This is a genomic window from Desulfosoma profundi, assembly GCF_055387865.1.
The window spans coordinates 2,676,712-2,697,438 of record NZ_AP042420.1; the positions used below are offsets into that span (position 1 = coordinate 2,676,712).

Sequence of the window (20,727 nt, forward strand, 5' to 3'; positions counted from 1 at the left end):
GGGGCTTCGGGCCTTGAGCCCAGGGTGAAGGCCGCGACATCAGGGGGGTGATGACGGGAAGCGACCCGGCCCTGGGATCACGTGCGGCGGAAGTCAGGTATTATTCACGGGCGGTCAAGTGCCCGTGATTCCAAAACGTGGACATTGATTTGGGATGGCTCCTGTCGGAGCACTCGGGCATGCTGCAAATGGGGCAGTTGGGATCCTCACAGGGGTCCACATGGACGAACACCTCGGCCACTCCTTTGTAATGGACGCGAAACAACTCTTCCAACTCGGCCACTTCCCGGTGGGCGGCCACAAGGGGCAGGTACCTTGGGAGGATGAGATGAAAGTCCACAAAGATGTGACGACCGGAACGCCAAGCCCGCAGCCTGTGGATGTCGATCCAAATGTTTTTCCGGTTTCGGCTCAGGAGTTCGGAGATTTCTTTGAGCAGCACGGGGTCCGAGGCGTCCATGAGGCCTGCGAAGGAGGTTTTGAGGAGGGACCGGCCGGAATAGAGGATTTGCAGACCTACGAGAGCCGCCACGAGGCCGTCGACCCAGTACCATCCCGTGAGTTTGACGAGAACGAGGCCGAGGGCAACCCCGAAGGAGGAGACGGCATCCGTCATGATGTGTGTTCCATCGGCCACCAGGGGGAGGGATCGCGTGCGTCGTCCCACAGCCACCAGAAATCCTCCGAGGAGGCCGTTGACGACGATGGTCGCCACAATGAGCCAGAGCCCCAAATCCAGGTTCGGCAAGGGATGCGGGCGGCGGATTTGCTGCCATGCGCTCCAGAAGATCCCCAAAGCGGCGACGACGATGAGCGCCCCTTCAAACCCTGCGGAAAAGTATTCCACCTTGCCGTGGCCATAAGGATGTTCGGCGTCCGGGGGTTTTGCGGCGAGATAGATGCTCCACAAGGCAAAGCCACTGGCGATGACGTTGACGATGGATTCCAGAGCATCCGAGAGTACGGCAGCCGAGCGCGTCATGCGATAGATGAAGAACTTGAAGGCCATGAGGAGAAAGCCCGCGCACAGAGAAAGGAGGATGGCTCGGATGCGGGTGTGCTGTGCACGATCTTCCATGGGCGTGTGCCTGATTTTTGTGGGCGAATTTGGTTTGGCCAAACGGGCTGCCGACGAAGGCTTTAGTTTATCATGGAGCGCAATCCATCGGAAGGCTCTTCACTTCGGGGCACAAGAGACAAAGGCACGGCAGGACCGGCCTTGACCCTGAATCGCCCCTGTGTTAAGTGCGCTATGCTTTGGAAAAATGTTCACCGGCAAAGCCCCATGTGGACCTCCCAAGGGTAAGGATAGCCCCTGTGCACGAAATGGCCATCGCTCAGAACGTTCTCGAGATCGTCCTTGAAGAATGTCAGCGGCACCATGTGGAGTCTGTGGAACGCATCAGTCTTCAGGTGGGCGCCTTGGCTGCCGTGGTGCCGGATGCCTTGAGCTTTTGTTTTCAGGTGGTGGCCCAAGGGACTCCTGCCGAAAATGCCGTCTTAGATATCGAAACCGTGCCTGTCGTTGTGCGATGCCCTCTGTGCGGGGAGCTTTTTGAAATGGAAGATCGTCTGGACGTCTGTCCCCAGTGCGGCCCGGTGGTTTCGGGGCTTACGCTCATAAGTGGCCGCGAAATGACGGTCATGTCTATCGAAGGGCGGGGAAAAGACAATGGAGCGTGAAACGTGGCGGAAATGAAAGTTCCCGTGGTCCGAAACATTCTGGAAGTCAATGAACGGCTGGCTCAGGAGAATCGAAAGATTTTTGATGCCAAAAAGATCCTGGTCCTGAATCTCATGAGTTCTCCGGGGGCGGGAAAGACATCGTTACTGGAAAGGACGGCGGAGGCTTTGCAAGGGCGCTACACCATGGCTGTCATCGAGGGCGATATCCAGACGTCCTATGATGCGGAGCGCCTCCAGCGAAAAGGCGTGCAAGCCGTGCAGATCAACACCGACGGTGCATGCCATCTGGACGGCAATATGATTCGCACGGCTTTGGAGAACTTGGACCTTGAAGCCGTCGATGTCCTCATCATCGAAAACGTGGGAAACCTGGTCTGTCCCGCGGAATTTAACCTTGGGGAACATTACAAAATTATTATCTTGAGCGTTGCCGAAGGGGACGACAAGCCGATCAAATACCCTCTGATGTTTCAGATTTCATCGGTGCTTTTGGTCAATAAGGTAGATCTTTTGCCCTATGTGGATTGCGATCTCGACGTCATCCACCAGCGAGCGAAGCAGTTGAATCCTACCCAAGAAGTCTTCGATATTTCCTGCCGCACGGGAGAAGGGCTGGAGGCGTGGACGGCCTGGCTGGAAGCCCGGATTCGGGAGCGAAAAAACCTACCGTGACGGGGGGGACCCCTATTGGGCGTCGGATCGGTGTCCGCGTCGAAGGCATTGTCCAGGGGGTCGGCTTCCGCCCCTTTGTTTTTCAGGTGGCTCGCCGTTGGGGATTGAACGGCTGGGTGCGCAACGACGCCACCGGCGTTGAAATCGAGCTGGAGGGCGACGCCGAGGCGGTGGACGGTTTCCTGGAGACATTGGAGCGCGAGGCGCCTCCCCTTTCCAGCATCCGGTCCATTGTTGTCACGGAAAAGCCTTATGAAAATCTTTTGGGCTTCCACATTGTCTCCAGTGACGCTTCCGCCCATCGCACGGCCCTGATTTCTCCGGATACGGCCCTGTGTGACGATTGCCTGCGGGAACTTTTGGATCCTCAGGACCGGCGCTATCGCTACCCATTCATCAACTGCACGAACTGCGGGCCGCGCTACACCATCATCCAGAACATCCCTTATGATCGGCATCACACAACCATGGCCCGCTTCGTTATGTGTGCGGCATGCCGTGCCGAGTATGAAGATCCCACCAACCGGCGTTTCCACGCCCAGCCCAACGCGTGCCCGGAATGCGGGCCTCACGTGTGGCTGGAGGACTCTCAGGGGCATATCTTGGCCGAAAGGGATGAGGCGGTTCGCTCCGCGGTGCGACTCCTGGAAAAGGGATGGATTGTCGCGGTCAAAGGTTTGGGCGGCTTTCATCTCGCGGTGCCGGCAACACAGGAAGAGGCGGTTTCCCAACTCAGGCGTCGGAAGGTCCGTGAAGAAAAACCCTTTGCGGTGATGTTTCGGGATCTCGATGCCGTTCGGGCGGTGTGCCGGGTGACGCCGCAAGAGGCGCGTGTGTTGTGTTCCAAAGAACGGCCCATCGTGCTGGTGCGCAAACGGCTGGAGGCATCACCCGCGGTGGCTCCTTCGGTGGCTCCTCGAAACGCCTATCTTGGGGCCTTTCTTCCTTATACCCCGCTGCATGTCCTGCTTTTTGAGGAGAGTTCCTATGATGCCCTGGTGATGACCAGCGGTAACCGGAGCGATGAACCCATTGTTACGGAAAACGCCGATGCTCGGGCGCGTCTTCAGGGCATTGCCGAAGTGTTTCTCATGCATAATCGCGACATCTATATCCGATGCGACGACTCGGTCGTTCGTGTTTTGCCCGGGGGCCCCATGCCCGTGCGCCGGGCTCGCGGATATGTCCCGGTGCCGGTGCGGCTTTCGCGTCCAGGCCCGGTGGTCCTAGGGACGGGCGCTGAACTCAAAAACACGGTATGCCTGACACGGGATGGCGATGCCTTTCTGAGTCAACACATCGGTGATTTGGAAAACCTGGAAACCCTGCAGGCGTTCGAGAAAACCATCGAGCATCTCGAGAAAATCCTGGACGTTCGTCCGGCATGGATTGTCCACGACCTTCACCCGGACTATCTGAGCACGCGGTGGGCGGAAGCCCATGCGGACACTTTCCCGACAGCGGGCGAACTCGGACACCGAGTGGAACTCGCGCATAGGAATCGCCCGTATCGAATCGCAGTGCAACACCATCACGCCCACATTGCGTCCGTGGTTGCTGAAAAACGCTATGATGGGCCAGTGTTGGGCGTCGCCCTGGACGGCACCGGTCATGGGCCTGACGGGACTGTGTGGGGTGGGGAGTTTCTTTATGTCGCCGGGGAGGTGTATCGTCGTTTGGGGCGGTTTTCCCATATACCGCTCCCGGGAGCGGATCGTGCCGTCAAAGAGCCGTGGCGGACCGCTTTGGGAGCCTTATGGACTCTGGCCGGGGACGCCGTGGAAGAACGCTACCGTCACTTTACGAGGCGCTGGCCGGAAAAGGAACGCCTTGTCGTCTTGCAAATGCTCCAACGCCGAGTGAATACGCCACTCACCTCATCCTGTGGGCGGCTCTTTGATGTGATCGCGTCCCTGTGCAACGTTCGGGATCGCATTCGTTATGAGGGGCAGGCGGCCATCGAATTGGAACAGTCCATTCGGGAAGATGGGGTGATTTATGACGCGGAGTTGAGAAAAGAGGAAGAATTGTGGGTTCTGGACAGCTCCCGTCTGGTGGCTCAGGCGGCCGAAGACCTCATGGAGGGGGTGGACCCCGGCGTAGTGGCGTGTCGCTTCCATAACGGGATTATCCACGCGGTGGCCCGCCTTTTGGAAAAGCTGGCCGAGGAGACGGGTCTGCGCACCGTGGCGTTGAGCGGTGGGGTGTTCCAGAATGTGTATTTGAGCACGGGTTTGCCCCGTGTGCTGCGCGACGCTCAGTGGACCGTCTTGGTCCACAAGCAGGTGCCGCCGAACGACGCGTGCATCTCGTTGGGACAAGCCCACATCGGCCGGTGTCTGGCGGAAAAGCTCTCTTCTCGTGTCGTGTAGCCCATAAAGAGGACTGTTGCGACTGGTTCGCTGTGCCGCAGGTCCAAAGGGGCGTTCCGGTACTCTTCTGTGTGTGGGGACAGTCCTGCGGTGACTGCGAAAGCCCGGGGAGCACCCGGTCGATGGAACAAAGATTTGTCGTTGCGGTATTCGCAGGGAATGCTGGTCGTGGCCAAGATCCCTTTGGAGGCGCTCCTGAGGATCAGGGGGAAGTCTGGGGGGAGCAGACCAGGGTTTCCCATTCCTGGAGAATTATTTTTACCCACTGGGGGAGGCGATGTCCCTGAAATACATTGATGAGTTTCGGGATGGCGATTTGGCCCGCAAGCTCCTCGTGCAGCTCAAGAAACGCTGTGCGGGGCTTGAGCCCATGCGCTTTATGGAAATCTGCGGCACCCATACCGTGGCCATCTTCCGCTCGGGGTTGCGTGCGCTTCTGCCTTCCTCCGTGAAACTGATCAGCGGACCCGGCTGCCCTGTGTGCGTCACGGCTCCCGAAGATATCGACAAGGCCGTGTGGTTCGCCTCCCAACCTGGTGTCATCGTGGCCACTTTTGGAGATTTGCTTCGTGTTCCCGGGAGCCGCACGTCTCTGGCGAAGGAACGAGCCCAGGGGGCCGACGTGAGGATGATCTACAGCCCAACGGATGCAGTGGAGCTCGCACGGGAAAACCCAGACCGCCATGTCGTTCTTATCGGCATCGGATTTGAAACGACCGCTCCAACGGTGGCGGCGGCTGTCGCCATGGCGGATCGGCTGGATATCGTGAACTTTTCTGTCTTTTCTGCACACAAGCTCCTTCCGCCCGCCATGGAGGCCCTTTTGTCTGCGGGAAATCTTCGACTCGACGGTTTTCTCTGTCCCGGTCACGTGACTACGGTTATCGGTGCCGCAGCTTACGAAAGCGTGGTCAGCCGGTACCAAATCCCCTGCGTTGTCGCAGGCTTCGAACCCCTGGACATCCTCCACGGACTCCTCATGCTCGTTGAACAGCGAGCGGCCCATACCGCCCGGGTGGAAATCCAGTACCGGCGTGGCGTCACCTGGCACGGGAATTCCTCGGCACAAAGACTCATGGCCCAGATATTCCGCCCTGCGGATGCCGTCTGGCGGGGGCTCGGTCGAATTGCCCAGTCGGGTTTGGCCCTTCGGGAGGAGTGGGAAAGGTTTGACGCACCCCGGCGGTTTTCGCTGCCGAGCTTCAACGTCCTAGAAGATCCGGCGTGTCGCTGTGGGGATGTGCTTCGAGGTGCCCTGCTCCCCCCGGAGTGTCCCCTGTTTCGAAAGGTCTGTACCCCGCAAAACCCTAAAGGACCGTGCATGGTTTCCAGCGAAGGGACGTGCGGGGCCTACTACAAATACTCCTACGAAGGACCCGACCTGGATGTGGAAGAAAAGTATTGATCGCCATGAGGGGCTGGCCGAAAAACTTATTTTCGGCGCGAGGCATGGTCGTCTTGCGTAATCCACTTTTTTTCATTGGGAGTAAGCATGACCCTATTGGCTGTGTTCCGGTCTTCCCGAAAGGGACGGGGGTATCCCGGTAGGCGCAGGGCAAGAACGTCACTGGGACACGGCATGGATTCCAGTGGAATGTGGTCCGTCCGGCCGTCGTTTTTCTGACATTGGACAGATTCAGTCCTGGGGCGAGTGACGGAAGAAAAGAACCTGAAGGAGTCAGATAAGTGCGTGAGACACAGGTGCTGTTGGATCACGGCAGCGGAGGCCGGGCCACCCACGAACTTGTCGAGCGTTTGTTTGCCCGGTTCCTCAAGAATCCCTTTCTCGACGCCATGAACGACAGTGCAGTGATGGATTTCCCAGGGTGTCGGCTGGCTTTCACCACCGATTCCTACGTGGTGGATCCTGTGATTTTTCCAGGGGGAAACATCGGATCCCTGGCCGTCCATGGGACCATTAACGATCTGGCCATGAGCGGCGCACGACCGCTGTATCTGACGGCGGGATTCATTCTGGAAGAGGGGCTGGAAATGCCGCTCCTGGAGCTCATCGTGGAATCCATGGCCGATGCGGCTCGTGAGGCCGGTGTGCTCGTCGTGGCCGGGGACACGAAGGTCGTTCCCAAAGGGAAAGGGGACAAAGTTTTTATCAACACGGCCGGTGTCGGGGTTGTTCCGCCGGGGGTAGTGCTGGGGGGGCAGAATGCTCGCCCGGGAGATGCCGTGCTGATCAACGGGACGATCGGCGACCACGGAACGGCCGTCCTGTGCGCCCGTGAGGGGTTATCCATGGAGGGGGAAATCCGGAGCGATTCGGCGCCGCTGCACACACTCACAGCGAGACTGCTCCAGTCGTGCCCGGGTATCCACGTGCTGCGCGATCCTACGCGGGGCGGCGTGGCGACAACGCTCAACGAAATTGCCGGGCGATCACGGGTGGGGATTCTTCTAGATGAGCAAGCCCTTCCCATTGGAGCGGACGTGGCCGGAGCGTGTGAAATCCTGGGTCTCGATCCCCTGTACATGGCCAACGAAGGGAAAGTGCTCGTGTTTCTTCCTCGGGAAGAGGCCGAAAAGGCTCTGGAAACCATGCGTCAACACCCTCTTGGACGGGATGCGGCGTTCATCGGGGAAGTGACGGCGGACAATCCTGGTCGAGTCGTGCTCCGCACCCGCATCGGCGGGCACCGCGTCGTCGATATGTTGCGAGGCGAACCCCTCCCTCGGATTTGTTGATCCCACGGCCTGGGAGCCTCACTCAAAACACTTGGGCGGTCTTGCCGGTCTTTTTGTTGTTGGGCTAGACTGGGTTCAAGGGCGTCCGAAGAAACCCGCGAGGGACTTTGGCGTGCGGATGTTTATCCCCGCGGCTGCACACCTTTCCGGTGGACGGCAGGCAGAGGAGGGGGTCCGAAGAGACCAGGGAGGAGCCGTGTTCGTTCAGTGGCTGACGGGAAGAGCGCGAGGGTTCCGATGCGGAGTCTGTGGCTCGGAAATCGACGGCTTGGGGTCCGGCGTCGGCATATGTGCCCAATGCATCGTCCAGGACTGGGACAAGGCTTATCCCCTACTGGATGCGGTGCATCGGAAATCGCGCCAGCGGTTTCAGTTGCCCGAGGATGTTCCCCGAGCGCGTATCGGCGCCGAGTGTAACTTATGCCATCATCGATGTCGCATGGAACCCGGCCAACAGGGTTACTGCGCCGTCCGTTCGGGCGACATGGAAAGTCTGCGGCGCGACGGACGGCTTGTGGCCTTCGTGTCCTATTACCATGATCCTCTGCCCACAAACTGCGTCGCCGATTGGGTGTGCGCCGGCGGCACCGGAGCGGGCTTTCCCCACTACAGCATGGCCAGAGGACCCGAAGTCGGGTGCTATAACTTGGCGGTTTTTTTTGAAGCGTGCAATTTTAACTGCCTGTATTGCCAAAACTGGACTTTCAAACGCACGGCGACTCGGGAAAAGAGCTGGATGGATGTGGCGGAGATGATTCCCGCTGTGACGGAGCGGACCACATGCATCTGTTTCTTCGGCGGTGATCCTGTGCCCCAGCTGCCGTTTGCCCTTCGGTTCTCCCGTGAAGCCCGCAAGAGCCGATCGGGCAAAATCCTGCGGGTGTGCTGGGAAACGAACGGCAGTATGCATCCCAGCTGGCTGCGGCCCATGGTCCAGCTTTCTTTGGAAACGGGGGGATGCGTCAAGGTGGATCTCAAAGCTTGGGACCCGCATATCCATTGGGCCTTGTGCGGATGCGACAACCGGCAGGTGCTGGAAAATTTCGCTAAACTCGCCCAGTGGGTTCCCCTGCGGCCCGAACCCCCACTGCTCATCGCCAGCACCCTCCTGGTGCCGGGTTATGTCGGCGAAACCGAGGTGTCGCGCATTGCGCGCTTCATCGCCAAGCTCAGCCCGGACATTCCTTACGCTTTGTTGGGTTTTGCCCCACAGTTTGTCCTCAACGATTTTCCCACCACCTCACGAGAGGAAGCGGAAAAATGCCTGGAGGCCGCGCGGCGAGCCGGATTGCGACGGGTCCGCCTGGCCAATCGTCGTCTCCTGTGCTAAGTTCCAGTCTCGGTGCTGTAAGTGAATCAAAAAGCCTGTGCCGGTTCGGATCCCTTTTGATGGAGGTTGGAATGCGCTACAACGAAGGACACATCGGACGCGTGTTCGTGCTTCGGCTGGAAGAAGGAGAACGCCTTCCTGAGGTGATCGAGAATTTCGCGCTCGAAAAAGGTGTGGTCCGCGCCATGGCGATCCTTTTGGGTGGTATTCAAGATGGCAGCCGGGTTGTGGTCGGTCCCGAAGCCGGCCGCGGCCAAGAGATCGTCCCGCTGGTTCATGTCCTATCCGGTATCCAAGAAATATTGGCGGTTGGGACCATTTTCCCTGACGAGCACGGAAATCCTGTGCTCCACATGCATGGCGCTTCGGGACGGGAAGGCGGGGCGACGGTCGGGTGCACCCGGGCCGGCGTGACGGTCTGGCTTGTGGGGGAAGTGATCCTTTTGGAAATCCTGGGCAGCACTGCAGGCCGAAAAAAAGATCCGGCAAGCGGCCTGACCCTCCTCAGCGTCTGAGTCGGCCGGTAGGGTATCGATGGCGTCCTGGCCCTTGAATTGGCGACGTCCGGCTGACGGATCCAGCAAGCATCCGGTAAGGTAGAAAAATGTCGAATTGCGGTTGTGGGTGCGAAGCGAGTGACAAGCTGGAGAAGAGCACATTGATTGTTCTTCTCTCGATCAACGCAGTGATGTTTCTGGCCGAGTTCGTTTTAGGATGGTTGGCCCAATCCACGGGGCTCATCGCGGATTCCTTGGACATGTTGGCGGATGCCACCGTGTATGGAATCTCGCTTTATGCCGTCGGAAAAGGCTTAGGCCAAAAAGCCAAGGCGGCTCGACTGAGCGGGTTTTTTCAAATCCTCCTTGGTGTGGCCGTATTTGTTGAAGTCCTCAGGAGGTTGTTCTTCGGCAGCGAGCCCCAAAGCGTCTGGATGATGGGGGTGGGCGGCGCGGCGTTGGTGGCGAATGTCGTGTGTCTTGTCCTGATATCCAAACACCGAACGGGGGGCGTCCACATGAGGGCCTCCTGGATATTTTCAAGAAACGATGTCCTTGCCAATCTTGGGGTCATTGTCTCCGGCCTTCTTGTTGCCCTGCTCGGCAACCGTTTCCCCGATCTCATCGTGGGAACGATCATTGCCTTAATCGTGGTCCGCGGCGGCCTGACCATCCTGCAGGAGGCACAGAAGGCCGAAGAATCGGCGGCCTGTGCCGTGATGTCCGGTGAGCTTGGAGCGGTTTTTTCCCGGGGAATCGATTGATGACGCCGTCGGCTCTCCGGGTCATATCTAACGACCGCCCAGGTGCCTAGAATCGGGTGAGGTTTCCAGGATGGACTCAACAGGTTTGGATGGCCCACGCCGTGGTCAACTCACGGGTTTTTTAATGGAAAGACGAAAAATCCCGTCACCACCCGATGATGGTGCACCGTTGAGCTGGAACGGCTCGATAGATTTCTTGCAAAGGATCCAGGTTTCACTTCCATCACCGGGACGGGAGGCCTGATAGCCCCTCAGATTCAACGACCACTCAGCGCAACCTTGGAAACCGACAGCCCATGCAATCAAAGATTGTTATTCGAAATGAAACGACGGCTGATGTGAATGCCATTCGCCACGTCACAGCGGCGGCCTTTGAGGCGGTAGAAATCAGCCGGCACACGGAGCCGTGGATTATCGAGGCGTTACGTGCTGCAGGAGCTCTAACCATTTCGTTGGTTGCCGAAAGGGACGGCATTGTCATCGGCCATATCGCTTTCTCTCCGGTGACCATTTCCGACGAGACCCCTGGGTCGTACGGTCTCGGGCCCGTTTCGGTGCTGCCTGTCTATCAGCGGCGAGGCATTGGGGGCGCTCTGATCCGAAACGGCCTGTGCCGGCTTCAGGCCATGGGCGCACGGGGCTGCTGTCTTGTGGGCCATCCGGAGTATTACCCAAAATTCGGCTTCGTGCGTCCTCCTGGATTGGGGGTGGAGGGGGTCCCGCCTGAAGTGTTTTTCGCGTTTGCCTTTGACGGCGGCTATCCCCGAGGCACAATCGCTTTTCATGAGGCCTTCAGCGTGGAAGCTCAGACTCATAGCTGAAGTTATCCGTGGAGAGGGGGATGCGGCGGAGGGCGATCTCTCCCTGCGTTCCTGGTGAACAACTTGGGCGGACAGCGCCGGCGGAGGTCGAGGGTTTGCGTTTTCCCAGTGAGGTCGGCTTCGGGGGCTCTCTTTAGGGAGGCGGGCCGTCGGCTTCTCGATCGAGGACGGTGTAGCCGGGAGCTGAAGCTCGCCAGGGCGCAAAGCGGGGAAGGAGTAAGAGACCGGGTAAGGCTCCAAGGACGCTCACCACATAAAACCACGCCCACCCCAAGGCAGCCACCAGAAATCCGGTCGGCGCTCCGGCCACCACCCGTGAAACTGCCATAAAACTGGAGAGCAATGCATATTGGGTGGCCGTGTACCGCCGGTTGCACAGGCTCATGAGAAAAGCAAGGAACGCTGCCGTCCCTAGACCACCGCAGACATTTTCCAAGGCGACGGTCCCGACCATGAAGAGGAAGTTTTGTCCCGCGAGTGCCAACCCTGCGAAGGCGAGGTTGGAAAAAGCCTGGAGGAAGGCCGCCACCCAGAGGGATCTGGCGATGCCGATCCGGTTGACGACGACACCGCCCAGCATCGTTCCCACGATGGTACTCACCAGGCCGAAGGCCTTGTTCACCGTGCCCACATCACTGCGGGTGAAACCCAGATCCAGCAAAAACGGTGTGGTCAGAGCTCCCGCCAGCGCGTCACTGAGTTTGAAAACCATGATGAAGACCAGCATGGCTGCCGCGCCGGGTCGAGAGAAATAGTCCACAAAAGGCGCCCACACGGCCTCTTTGAGATTCCTGGGACGCGTCCCCGAGCCTTCTTCGTCCTCCGGCTCGGGGCAGAAGATTGTCCACAGGGCGCACCCTCCCATCACCAACCCCATGGCACCATAAACGACCCGCCACGGCACGTGATCGGAAAGGATCAGGGCCATGGCGCCGGAAGTCAGCATGGCCAGTCGATAGCCGACGACGCTCACCGCCGCCCCGGCGCCTTTGTCCGAGTCCGGGAGCACTTCCGCGCGATAGGCATCGATGACGATGTCCTGGCTGGCACTCCAAAAGGCTGTCAGCAAAGCCAGAAAGCCCATCGCCTGGAGGTGTCTTCCCGGGGTCAGGGATCCCAGGATGATGAAACTTGCACAGAGGAGGATCTGGGTGATAAGGATCCAACCCCGACGTCTGCCGAGCAACGGGGCGGGGAACCGGTCCATCATGGGCGCCCAGACCACCTTGAGGGTGTACGGGAGACCCACGAGGGAAAACAGGCCGATAAGGCGGATGTCCACCTTTTCGGACACCATCCAGGCCTGAAGGGTACTTCCCGAAAGGGCCAGAGGAAGGCCGGACGAGAAGCCTAAACCCAAAAGGCCCAGGACATGGCGTCGACCGTAGACGGTGAACCAGGAAGACGGCACGTGTGCTCCACCATGGGGAAAAAGAAAACGCCGCCCCGCGCTCCCTTTGAAGCGGAAGCTGCGGGAACCGGCGGTCTGGTAAATTTGGAACGTCGTCGGGGATGCGTTTTCTTTGGATCTCTGCGCACACCGACCGAATCCTTGGGCAGAGGCGTTGCTAGGACTCCGAGCACATTCCCTTGACGACCACAAACGGGGATGATCCTGTGATTTCTCTGGACGAATTTGCAAAACAATGGCGCGTGGCCGCGGAACCTTTGGCGGCGGTCCACAAGGTATATCCCTTTGTTTTGAGCCGTCATTTTGCACGTCTCATCACGGCCCCCGGCGATCCCCTGTGGAGGCAGGTGGTGCCGGATCCTCGGGAGTTGGACGATTCCGATCCTGCCGGCCTGCGCGATCCGCTGGGTGAAGAGAGCCGATCCCCTGTGCCGAACCTGGTGCATCGCTATCCCGATCGGGTCTTGTGGATCGTGACCAACCGTTGCGCCGTGCACTGCCGTTTTTGCACGCGGAAACGCCGCTGGTCCCATCCTGTGCCTTTGACCGACGAACTCGTTCAAGAGACCTTGGCTTATCTTCGAAAAACCCCGATGGTACAAGACGTCATCCTTTCCGGGGGAGACCCCCTGATGCTGCCCCCGGATCTTTTGGAATGCCTGATCGCCAAAGTGCGTGAAATCCCCCATGTGCGCCTCGTGCGTCTCGGCACCCGGGTTCCCTTTGCCGACCCGGGTCGAGTCAGCCGAGATTTGGTGCGCCGCATTGCCAAGTTCGCTCCTCTGTATGTGAACATTCACGTGAATCACCCTGCGGAAATTTCGCCGGAAAGCCGCGAAGCCTGCCGACTCTTGGCGGACGCGGGGATTCCCCTGGGAAGCCAGACGGTCCTTCTGCGGGGGGTGAACGACCAGCCAACCATCCTTGGCGCCCTCTTTAAGGAACTTCTCGCGGTGCGCGTCCGCCCGTATTATTTGCTGCAAATGGACCTGATGCAGGGCACGGCTCACTTTCGAACCCCCTTGGCGGATGGGCCGGAACTCATCGCCACCCTGCGCAACCGCATCTCGGGCCTGGCCATTCCCCAGTTCGTGGTGGATCTTCCCGGAGGATTGGGGAAGGTGCCCGTGACGGCGTCGGCGGTGGTTCGGATCGAGGCGGAACGTGTGGTCTTTCGAAATCCGGCGGGGGATTTCGCCGCGTATCCCTTAGAGCCCGGACAAGCGGACCGTGTATGCCGTCTCTTGGGTGTGGCTCGGTATTCCCCGCAGACGCAAATCTCTGCAGGCGGCGTGGAAACGGGCGCACAACGAGTTAAAAAACCCGCTCCCAGAGCGACCCTTGAGGTGTGTCCCGGACAATGATTCCCAGCCGGCGCAGTTCATCCCGCAGAGCGTCGGCTCGAGCCCAGTCCTTGACGGCGCGGGCGGCTTCCCGTTGGTCCAGAAGAGCCTTTTCTTCTGTGGATAGGGGCCGCAGCTCCATTTCGAAGAGCCCCAGGATGCGATCCACACTGCGCACCGCCTTCAGCGCAGCCTCTTTGGCCTTTGGGCTCAGGGGCCCGCGTTCCATCCGGAGATTCATCTTTCGGACGAAATCGAAAATGGCCGCGAGGGCTTTCGGGGTGTTTAAATCGTCGGAAAGGGCCTCGAAAAAGCCTTGTTCCATGGAGAAGACTTCTTCTTCCACCCCGTTGACGGCCCCTTCTTCAATGGAAGCGAAGTTCAGTCGGTGAAGGAATTCCCGGATCCTCTTGAGCCCTTGTGCGGCGCTTCGTAGACTCTGTGGAGAAACCCTCAGGGGTTTGCGGTAATGGGAGGCGATCAGCCAAAACCGGACTTCAGCGGGTGTCATTCCCAGGTCATAAAGGTCGTGGAGGTCGAGGGCCTTTGAAGGGTCTTGGTGGTTCCTTTGGGGACGATGATCCTCTTGGGCGTTTTGGATTCTTTCGGTGAGCAGCCATGTGTTGGCATAGGGTTTTCCTCGGACGGCCCAGGCGATCGTGCGGACGTTTTCCAAATGGGGGAAAAGGAAATCCATCCCGCTCACGCAGATATCCACCGGCAACCCGAGCTGATCCATGACCATGGCCACGGTGGCGATATGCCACGAAGGAACGACATTCCCCCACTCTGTTTTGATGTAATGGCCGCGTTTGAGTTCGGCGAGGGTCGCCCGTTTGAGCAGGGCGAAGTCTCGGGGGTTCAGTTTCTCGAAGGCGCTCAAATCCACGGAAGACCCTGGGCGGATTTTCTTCGGGTCGATGCGCGACAGCCGACCGTAGTCGTCCACTTGGGCGACATTGAAGTACACCGAGCGGAGTTTTTCGTAAGCAGAGCCCTTGTTGAGAAGGGATCGGACCAGATTGACGATGGCATCGACATGCTCGGAGGTTTTGGTCATGGCAAGTTGAGGCGCCATGCCCAACTTTTCCAGCTCCGAGGCGAAGACAGCCGTCCGTTCTTTCACATAGTCGTCGAGGGGGACCCCTTTTTCCGTGGCGCACTGAATTGATCGGCTGTCCAGGTCTGGAAGCAGCACCACGGTGTCCGTTCGAAATCCTTGAGATTGCGCGAACCGGGTGAGGATGTCGGCGAGGATCAACCTCCGAGCCGATTCCAAGGATAAGCAGGAATCCAAAGGGGGCCCTGTGACGGCAATACGGATTTTTCCTTCGGTCGCGGGCTTGAAGTCCAGTTTCTCCCGCCGCAGAAAGTCGAAGAACCGAAAATCCGGCTCCTGCATGGTGGTGAACAAGTTGGTGCTGAGGTAGCGGTCTCCGCCGTCGGGAAAGACGGCGACGATCAGGCCGTCTTGGCGTTCCTTGGCGATCTCCACAGCGGCGGCCATGCATGCCCCGGAACTCATGCCCACGAAAAGTCCTTCTTCCCGAGCCAGTCGTCGCGCCATTTCGAAGGCGTCTTCGTCTTTCACGTGGACGATGCGGTCCAGTTTGTGCCGGTCGAAGATCCCCGGCACGTAGGATTCTTTCATATTTTTGAGCCCTTGGATCTTGTGGCCCGGGTAAGGCTCCACGGCCACCACCTCAATGGCTGGATTGCGCTCCTTCATGGCCTGGAGGATCCCCATGGCGGTCCCGCTGGTGCCGAGTGTGGTCACCACGACGTTCACGAGCCCTTGCGTCTGTTCGTAGATCTCCGGACCGGTACCCCGGTAGTGGGCTTCGGGGTTGGCGGGGTTGTTAAACTGATCCGCCAGGAAGTACTTCTCTGGGTATTCCCGCACCATTCGATACACTTCTTCGATGGCGCCGTCGGTGCCGAGAGCGCCGGGGGTCAGGAGAAGTTCGGCCCCCAAGGCCTTGAGGATCTTTTGACGCTCGCTGCTGGCGGTTTCGGGCATGGCAAGAATGAGCCGGTAGCCTTTGACGGCGGCGACCACGGCCAGACCGATGCCCGTGTTGCCGCTGGTGGCCTCGATGATCGTCTTATCCGGGGTGAGTTCACCACTGCGTTCTGCCGCTTCAATCATGAACAGCGCCGTCCGGTCCTTGATAGACCCGCCGGGGTTCTTGTATTCCAGCTTGGCGTAAATGGTTGTCCTTGGGTTGGGGTTGAGGCGGTTGATCCGCACAAGGGGGGTGTTCCCGATGGCTTGCAGCACGTTGTCGAAGACGTTTCTCATATCGTTGCATTCTCCAAACGGCGTCGGCAAATTGCGAGGCGTGATCAAAGAAAACCCGCCATGTGTATAGTGTATGGTTTCGGAGGCTTTGTCAAAGCCAATGGGTTTTTCCTCTCGGGGGTAGGTTCCCTTCCCCGTCCCATCGTGGACGTCCAGCCGATATTTCGAGACGCCAGACCCGTTCAGAAAACCGTCGGACCGTCTTGGAACGACAACACGACGTGTTTTCAAAGGTTTGACGATCCTCAGGCGAGGCGCTATATATACCCGGATATGGCCTGGAAGGGAAGCTTCAAGGCTTTCAAAGGAGGGAACGGCAAAGGGGAGGCCGGACGTGTTGGAGTCAGGAGCGACAAGGAGCGATCAATGAAGATCGGGGTCATGGGCACCGGAGGGGTTGGAGGCTACTTCGGAGGATATCTCGCACGGGCTGGGATGGACATTCACTTTGTGGCCCGAGGGAAGCATTTAGAGGCCTTACAGGAAGAAGGCCTTGAGGTGGTTACCAACAACGAAAATTTCCGGGTGAGAATCCACGCCACGTCCGAACCGGAAGAGATCGGCCCGGTAGATTTATTGCTGTTTTGCGTCAAATCCCACGATACCGAAAAAGCCGCCCGTTTTGCGGCTCCCATGGTGGAGACCGACACGGTGATCCTCACCCTGCAGAACGGTATCGACAATGCCCAGAAACTCGCCAGTTATTTCGGCGACGAAAAGATCTTGGCCGGAACAGTCTACATTGAATCGACCATTGCCTCCCCTGGGATCATTGCGCACACGGGCAAACCGGGAAAAATCATCTTCGGTGAAATGAACGGGGAGCGCACGGAAAGAGTCGAAAGAATCCTGGAGACGTTCCGAACCGCGGGGATCGACGCGGAAGTGTCCGAAAACATCCAGCAGGTGTTGTGGGCAAAGTTTTTATTTATTTGCGGGGTGCACGGTGTCAGCACTCTAGGGAGGGCGCCTTTAGGACTGATCTTGGATTGTCCGGAGACGCGCGAGGTCCTGGAAGGTACCATGAGGGAAGTTCTGGATCTCGCCAAGAAGTGCGGCATTGATTTGCCGGACAATGCCGTGGAGGAGGCCATGGCTTTGGCCCATTCCTACAACCGTAAGTTCAAGTGTTCCATGTTGCGCGATCTGGAATGGCACCGCAAGACGGAAATCGAAGCGCTCAACGGCATGGTTGTCCGTTTGGGCCGAGAATACGGCGTTCCTGTGCCCTACAACAATATCATTTACGCCGTCATGCATTTGGAAAACAAGAAGATCGAAAACCCTGTGTGGGCGAATCAGCTTCTGGAAAGGTAGAACCTCTACCTATCAAGATACACCTCAATGCCCAGCTCTCGAGCTCGCCGCGCGACGCGGGCCACCACGTCCGGATCCATGGTGATGTCGTCAGGCCAGGGCCGAAGATGACCGTCTTCCGGCCCTTTTTTTGTGGCGTCGACAACCACGCGGGTGCCTTTGCGAATCAGGTCCCGAAGTGGATCGACATTGTTGAAGAGCTTCCATAACACCAAAGATCCGTCCTGAAGAGCGATGTCGCGATCGTAAATGACAAAGATGTTGAAAGGGCGGAGGGGTTCGCAGTCCATCAAGGCGGAGGCCAAGGATCGAGCCGAGAGCGTGCCGTCCTTCATCATGTTCAGCAAAAGCACGGGGTTGAGGACATCCAAGTCGAGGCGTCGACACCCGGTGAAACGTTCGCTGACTCTTTGGACATCCCGCAAGATCTGCTCGTCGGTCGGCCATGAAGAAGGTCGGGACCGGTGAGGCCTTTGGGGTTCCGAGGCAAGCCGTGCTGTCGCGTCCAGGCCCACCTTGCCGCCGAAAAGAGGTTCGGGAGCGCTATGGTCCAGCACATCCAGCACACCTTCCGTAATGTAGAGATCTCGTTCCAGATCCACGGTGTTCAGCACGGTTTCCAGGATCTTTCTCGGGCGGTGGAGGTCCAGCGCGGCATCCACCATGACCAGAGCCTTGCAAAAACTCATTTGCCCTTGGCCCCAGAGGGCGCTCATGACTTTGCGGGCATGTCCCGGGTATTCCTTTTCCAGGGCCACAACCGTGATGTTGTGAAACACACCTTCCCATGGCAGCCAATAGTCCTTGATTTCCGGCAAGACGGCCTGAAGCAACGGGAGGAAAAGCCTTTCCGTCGCCTTGGCCAGGTAGCAGTCTTCCATGGGAGGACGGCCCACGACGGTCGCCGGGTAAAGAGGTTTTTTTCTGTGGGTGATGGCGGTGAGGTGGAAAACGGGGTAATGGTCTGTCAAGGAATAGTAACCCGTATGGTCCCCGAAAGGGCCTTCCACCCGAAGCTCGTCGGGATCAACAAAGCCTTCCAAGATGAATTCCGCTTCCGCGGGCACCTCTAACGGCACAGTGACGGCGCGGACCATAGGCACAGGCGCTCGGCGGATAAAACCGGAGAGGATCATTTCGTCCACGCCGCGGGGCAACGGAGCGGTGGCTGCATAGGTTGTCGCCGGATCGGTGCCTATGGCGACCGCCACAGGCATGGGTTTCCTGGCCGCTCGATATTCTTGGAAGTAATGGGACCCGTCCTTATGGATATGCCAGTGCATGCCTGTGGTCCGGGCGTCATAGACTTGGAGCCGATACATGCCGGCGTTCCGCCGACCCGTTTTGAGGCTTCGGGTGATGACCACAGGAAGGGTCACGAAGGGTCCGCCGTCTTTGGGCCAGCATTTGAGCACAGGCAGGAGATCGAGATCCACTTCTGGGCCACGCAGGATCACCTCTTGACATGGGGCTCGACGCACCTTGCGCGGGATGAATCGAAGCAGGTCCAATCCCAGGGGCAACAGGCGAACGGCTTGGGCGAGAGATTTTGGTGGTTCGATTTCCAAGAAACGACGCACGCGGGCGGCCAGTTCGTCCAGATGACGCACGCCCAGAGCGATGCAGATCCGCCGTTCACTCCCGAAGGCATTTGTGAGCACGGGAAAAGGAGATTCCACGACGTTTTCGAAAAGAAGGGCCTTCCCGCCGCCAGGGCTCTTGCACATGATGTCGGTAATCTGGGTGATTTCCAGATCCCGGGAGACCGGTGCCTTGATGCGCAGCAATTCCCCGTTTCTTTCCAGGGTGCGAACGAAATCCTGAAGGTTCTTGAAAGCGGTTTTCATGATTTATCCTTCGTGCATCGGCCGATCCAGTAATAGGTGATCCCGCCGGTGAGAGGCTGAATCCGGCATGTCTGGAAACCTTCCGCAGCCCCCAGACGGCTCAGGGCCTCGGGGGTAATAAAGGCCCCGACGGATGCCGGCAAGTAGCGGTACGCTTCGTGATCGCGGGAAATCCAACCGCCTAACCGCGGCAGAATTTTTTCAAAGTAAAAAAGATAGGCGCTCTTTAAGAGCGGTCGGCGAGGCAAGCTGAATTCCAAAATGAGCACATGGCCGCCGGGGCGAAGGACCCGGCGCAACTCGCGGAAAGCCTGGGAGATGTCCGGCATGTTGCGAATGCCATAAGCCATCATGGCGGCGTCGAAAGATGCGTCCCGAAAGGGCATGGCCAAAGCGTCTGCGGCGACAAGCCCATAACGTCTCTCCGAGACGGCCCGAGCATTTCGCTTTTCACCGGCGATCCGAAGCATGTTTCGGGCAAGATCCAATCCGACGACCGTGATGTCTGAACGCTCACTGAGCGCCGCAAAGGTCAGGTCTCCCGTCCCCGTGGCCACATCCAGAACCGCTTCGGCCCCAGGGGCACAACGCCACAATGCCCGCACGGCCTGGCGTCGCCACCAGAGGTCGACGCCCAGAGACAGGATGTGATTCAAGCAATCATAGGTTGCCGCAATCCGATCGAACATGGACCCAATGCGGTGCGGGCTTTTTTCCAATGACACACGGGACACGGGCAAGCTCCTAGGACAGCGTGATGTCAAGCCATACGGCGGCAAGCAGAAGGACGGAAACGACACTGTTGACATGGAAAAATGCGATGGGGATGCGGTCAAGTTTGTTCGGTTGGACCAGGTGATGTTCGAGAACGAGAAGCCCAACGATGACCAAAAGAAGGACGTAAAAGATCCGGCCGAGGTGGAAAGCGATCCCGAGGGCCGCCAAGCACACCGCGGTGGCCGCATGGAGTGTGGCGGAAACCCGTAAAGCTCTTTGGATGCCCCATCGAGACGGCAGGCTGTACAGGCCGGCAGAGCGGTCGAAATCGGCATCTTGACAGGCATACAAGATGTCAAAGCCGGCGATGTAAGTCATCAAGGCGGCGGAAAGAAAGAGAATGCGGGCATCCACGTACCCGGTCACGGCGATCCAGGCGCCGATGGGCGCCAGTCCGATGGCTGCACCCAGGTAGAGGTGAGAGGCGGATGTAAACCGCTTGGTGTATGAATACCCGAAGAGCGCGGCCAAGCACGGGAGAGAGAGCTTCAGACACAATGGACCAAGCATAGCGGCGCTGACGATAAAAAGAAGCGAAGAGCCGACAATGAAAAGAACCATTGCCCGCTTTGAAATTTCCCCGGTGACCGATGGTCGGTCGGAGGTTCTTGGGTTGAGTCGGTCGTAACGGGCATCCACCAGGCGGTTGAACCCCATGGCGGCCGAGCGGGCGCCAACCATCGCCAGGATGATCCAGAAAAAAGTTGTGAATGCCACGGGTTTTGTCTGATGGGCCAGCGTGACTGCGGCCAGGGCGAAGGGCAGGGCGAAAACGGTATGGCTGAACTTGATCAGTCTTCCGTACGTCCGAATGGCTCGCATAGGCTAGGGCTCCACCGAGGTGTTCCGCCGTTCACGCCGGGAAAACGAAGATTCTGGCGTTCCGAAGGC

The 20,727-nt window shown here is 58.7% G+C and carries 17 protein-coding genes; 11 read left to right on the forward strand and 6 right to left on the reverse strand.

The window, feature by feature from the left end:
• Nucleotides 1-100 precede the first annotated feature (100 nt).
• Complete coding sequence (locus ACZ5K9_RS11590; RefSeq protein ID WP_464271493.1) at nucleotides 101-1,078, reverse strand: cation diffusion facilitator family transporter; 978 nt, start codon at nucleotides 1,076-1,078, stop codon at nucleotides 101-103.
• A gap of 248 nt (nucleotides 1,079-1,326) precedes the next feature.
• Between ACZ5K9_RS11590 and ACZ5K9_RS11595 the strand changes: the two genes are divergently transcribed.
• The 9 genes from ACZ5K9_RS11595 to ACZ5K9_RS11635 all read left to right on the forward strand — a co-directional run bounded on the left by ACZ5K9_RS11595 (nucleotide 1,327) and on the right by ACZ5K9_RS11635 (nucleotide 10,839).
• Complete coding sequence (locus ACZ5K9_RS11595; protein WP_464273968.1) at nucleotides 1,327-1,683, forward strand: hydrogenase maturation nickel metallochaperone HypA/HybF; 357 nt, start codon at nucleotides 1,327-1,329, stop codon at nucleotides 1,681-1,683.
• Between the two features lie 12 nt (nucleotides 1,684-1,695).
• A complete protein-coding gene (gene hypB / locus ACZ5K9_RS11600) occupies nucleotides 1,696-2,358 on the forward strand; it encodes a hydrogenase nickel incorporation protein HypB (RefSeq protein WP_464273969.1) in 663 nt (220 codons plus the stop codon).
• On the forward strand, nucleotides 2,307-4,730 hold the full coding sequence (hypF, locus tag ACZ5K9_RS11605; protein ID WP_464271494.1) for a carbamoyltransferase HypF: 2,424 nt from the start codon (nucleotides 2,307-2,309) through the stop codon (nucleotides 4,728-4,730). Before hypB ends, hypF begins: the two co-directional genes overlap by 52 nt.
• A 277-nt stretch (nucleotides 4,731-5,007) precedes the next feature.
• Nucleotides 5,008-6,135 carry a hydrogenase formation protein HypD gene (gene hypD, locus ACZ5K9_RS11610; protein ID WP_464271495.1) on the forward strand — a complete coding sequence of 376 codons (1,128 nt, stop codon included), beginning with the start codon at nucleotides 5,008-5,010 and terminating at the stop codon, nucleotides 6,133-6,135.
• 281 nt (nucleotides 6,136-6,416) lie between these two features.
• Nucleotides 6,417-7,427: a hydrogenase expression/formation protein HypE gene (gene hypE / locus ACZ5K9_RS11615; RefSeq protein ID WP_464271496.1), complete on the forward strand. Its 1,011-nt coding sequence runs from the start codon at nucleotides 6,417-6,419 to the stop codon at nucleotides 7,425-7,427.
• Between the two features lie 196 nt (nucleotides 7,428-7,623).
• A complete protein-coding gene (locus ACZ5K9_RS11620) occupies nucleotides 7,624-8,757 on the forward strand; it encodes a radical SAM protein (RefSeq protein ID WP_464271497.1) in 1,134 nt (377 codons plus the stop codon).
• A gap of 71 nt (nucleotides 8,758-8,828) precedes the next feature.
• On the forward strand, nucleotides 8,829-9,272 hold the full coding sequence (locus tag ACZ5K9_RS11625; RefSeq protein ID WP_464271498.1) for a PPC domain-containing DNA-binding protein: 444 nt from the start codon (nucleotides 8,829-8,831) through the stop codon (nucleotides 9,270-9,272).
• An 89-nt stretch (nucleotides 9,273-9,361) separates the two neighbouring features.
• Complete coding sequence (locus tag ACZ5K9_RS11630; RefSeq protein ID WP_464271499.1) at nucleotides 9,362-10,018, forward strand: cation efflux transmembrane domain-containing protein; 657 nt, start codon at nucleotides 9,362-9,364, stop codon at nucleotides 10,016-10,018.
• Between the two features lie 296 nt (nucleotides 10,019-10,314).
• Nucleotides 10,315-10,839: a GNAT family N-acetyltransferase gene (locus tag ACZ5K9_RS11635; protein WP_464271500.1), complete on the forward strand. Its 525-nt coding sequence runs from the start codon at nucleotides 10,315-10,317 to the stop codon at nucleotides 10,837-10,839.
• A 133-nt stretch (nucleotides 10,840-10,972) separates the two neighbouring features.
• Here ACZ5K9_RS11635 and ACZ5K9_RS11640 read toward each other — a convergent pair whose 3' ends face one another.
• On the reverse strand, nucleotides 10,973-12,250 hold the full coding sequence (locus tag ACZ5K9_RS11640) for an AmpG family muropeptide MFS transporter (protein WP_464271501.1): 1,278 nt from the start codon (nucleotides 12,248-12,250) through the stop codon (nucleotides 10,973-10,975).
• A gap of 206 nt (nucleotides 12,251-12,456) precedes the next feature.
• Between ACZ5K9_RS11640 and ACZ5K9_RS11645 the strand changes: the two genes are divergently transcribed.
• Nucleotides 12,457-13,614, forward strand: coding sequence for a KamA family radical SAM protein (locus tag ACZ5K9_RS11645; protein ID WP_464271502.1), 1,158 nt, complete (start codon nucleotides 12,457-12,459; stop codon nucleotides 13,612-13,614).
• Here the strand turns inward: ACZ5K9_RS11645 and ACZ5K9_RS11650 are convergent.
• Complete coding sequence (locus tag ACZ5K9_RS11650; protein WP_464271503.1) at nucleotides 13,565-15,895, reverse strand: cysteine synthase; 2,331 nt, start codon at nucleotides 15,893-15,895, stop codon at nucleotides 13,565-13,567. The genes ACZ5K9_RS11645 and ACZ5K9_RS11650 overlap by 50 nt on opposite strands.
• A gap of 60 nt (nucleotides 15,896-15,955) precedes the next feature.
• Here ACZ5K9_RS11650 and ACZ5K9_RS11655 point away from each other — a divergent pair, with 60 nt between their 5' ends.
• Nucleotides 15,956-17,212: a ketopantoate reductase family protein gene (locus ACZ5K9_RS11655; RefSeq protein WP_464271504.1), complete on the forward strand. Its 1,257-nt coding sequence runs from the start codon at nucleotides 15,956-15,958 to the stop codon at nucleotides 17,210-17,212.
• Nucleotides 17,213-17,217: 5 nt separating this feature from the next.
• Here ACZ5K9_RS11655 and ACZ5K9_RS11660 read toward each other — a convergent pair whose 3' ends face one another.
• The 3 genes from ACZ5K9_RS11660 to ACZ5K9_RS11670 are packed head-to-tail and all read right to left on the reverse strand — an operon-like array spanning nucleotide 17,218 to nucleotide 20,658.
• Entirely contained in the window at nucleotides 17,218-19,059 is a 1,842-nt protein-coding gene (locus tag ACZ5K9_RS11660; protein ID WP_464271505.1) for a menaquinone biosynthesis decarboxylase, read from the reverse strand.
• Nucleotides 19,056-19,793 (reverse strand): bifunctional demethylmenaquinone methyltransferase/2-methoxy-6-polyprenyl-1,4-benzoquinol methylase UbiE, encoded by a 738-nt coding sequence (gene ubiE, locus ACZ5K9_RS11665; RefSeq protein ID WP_464271506.1) that lies wholly within the window; start codon nucleotides 19,791-19,793, stop codon nucleotides 19,056-19,058. The genes ACZ5K9_RS11660 and ubiE overlap by 4 nt, the downstream gene beginning before the upstream one ends.
• A 10-nt stretch (nucleotides 19,794-19,803) precedes the next feature.
• Entirely contained in the window at nucleotides 19,804-20,658 is an 855-nt protein-coding gene (locus ACZ5K9_RS11670; RefSeq protein ID WP_464271507.1) for a UbiA-like polyprenyltransferase, read from the reverse strand.
• Between the last annotated feature and the right edge of the window lie 69 nt (nucleotides 20,659-20,727).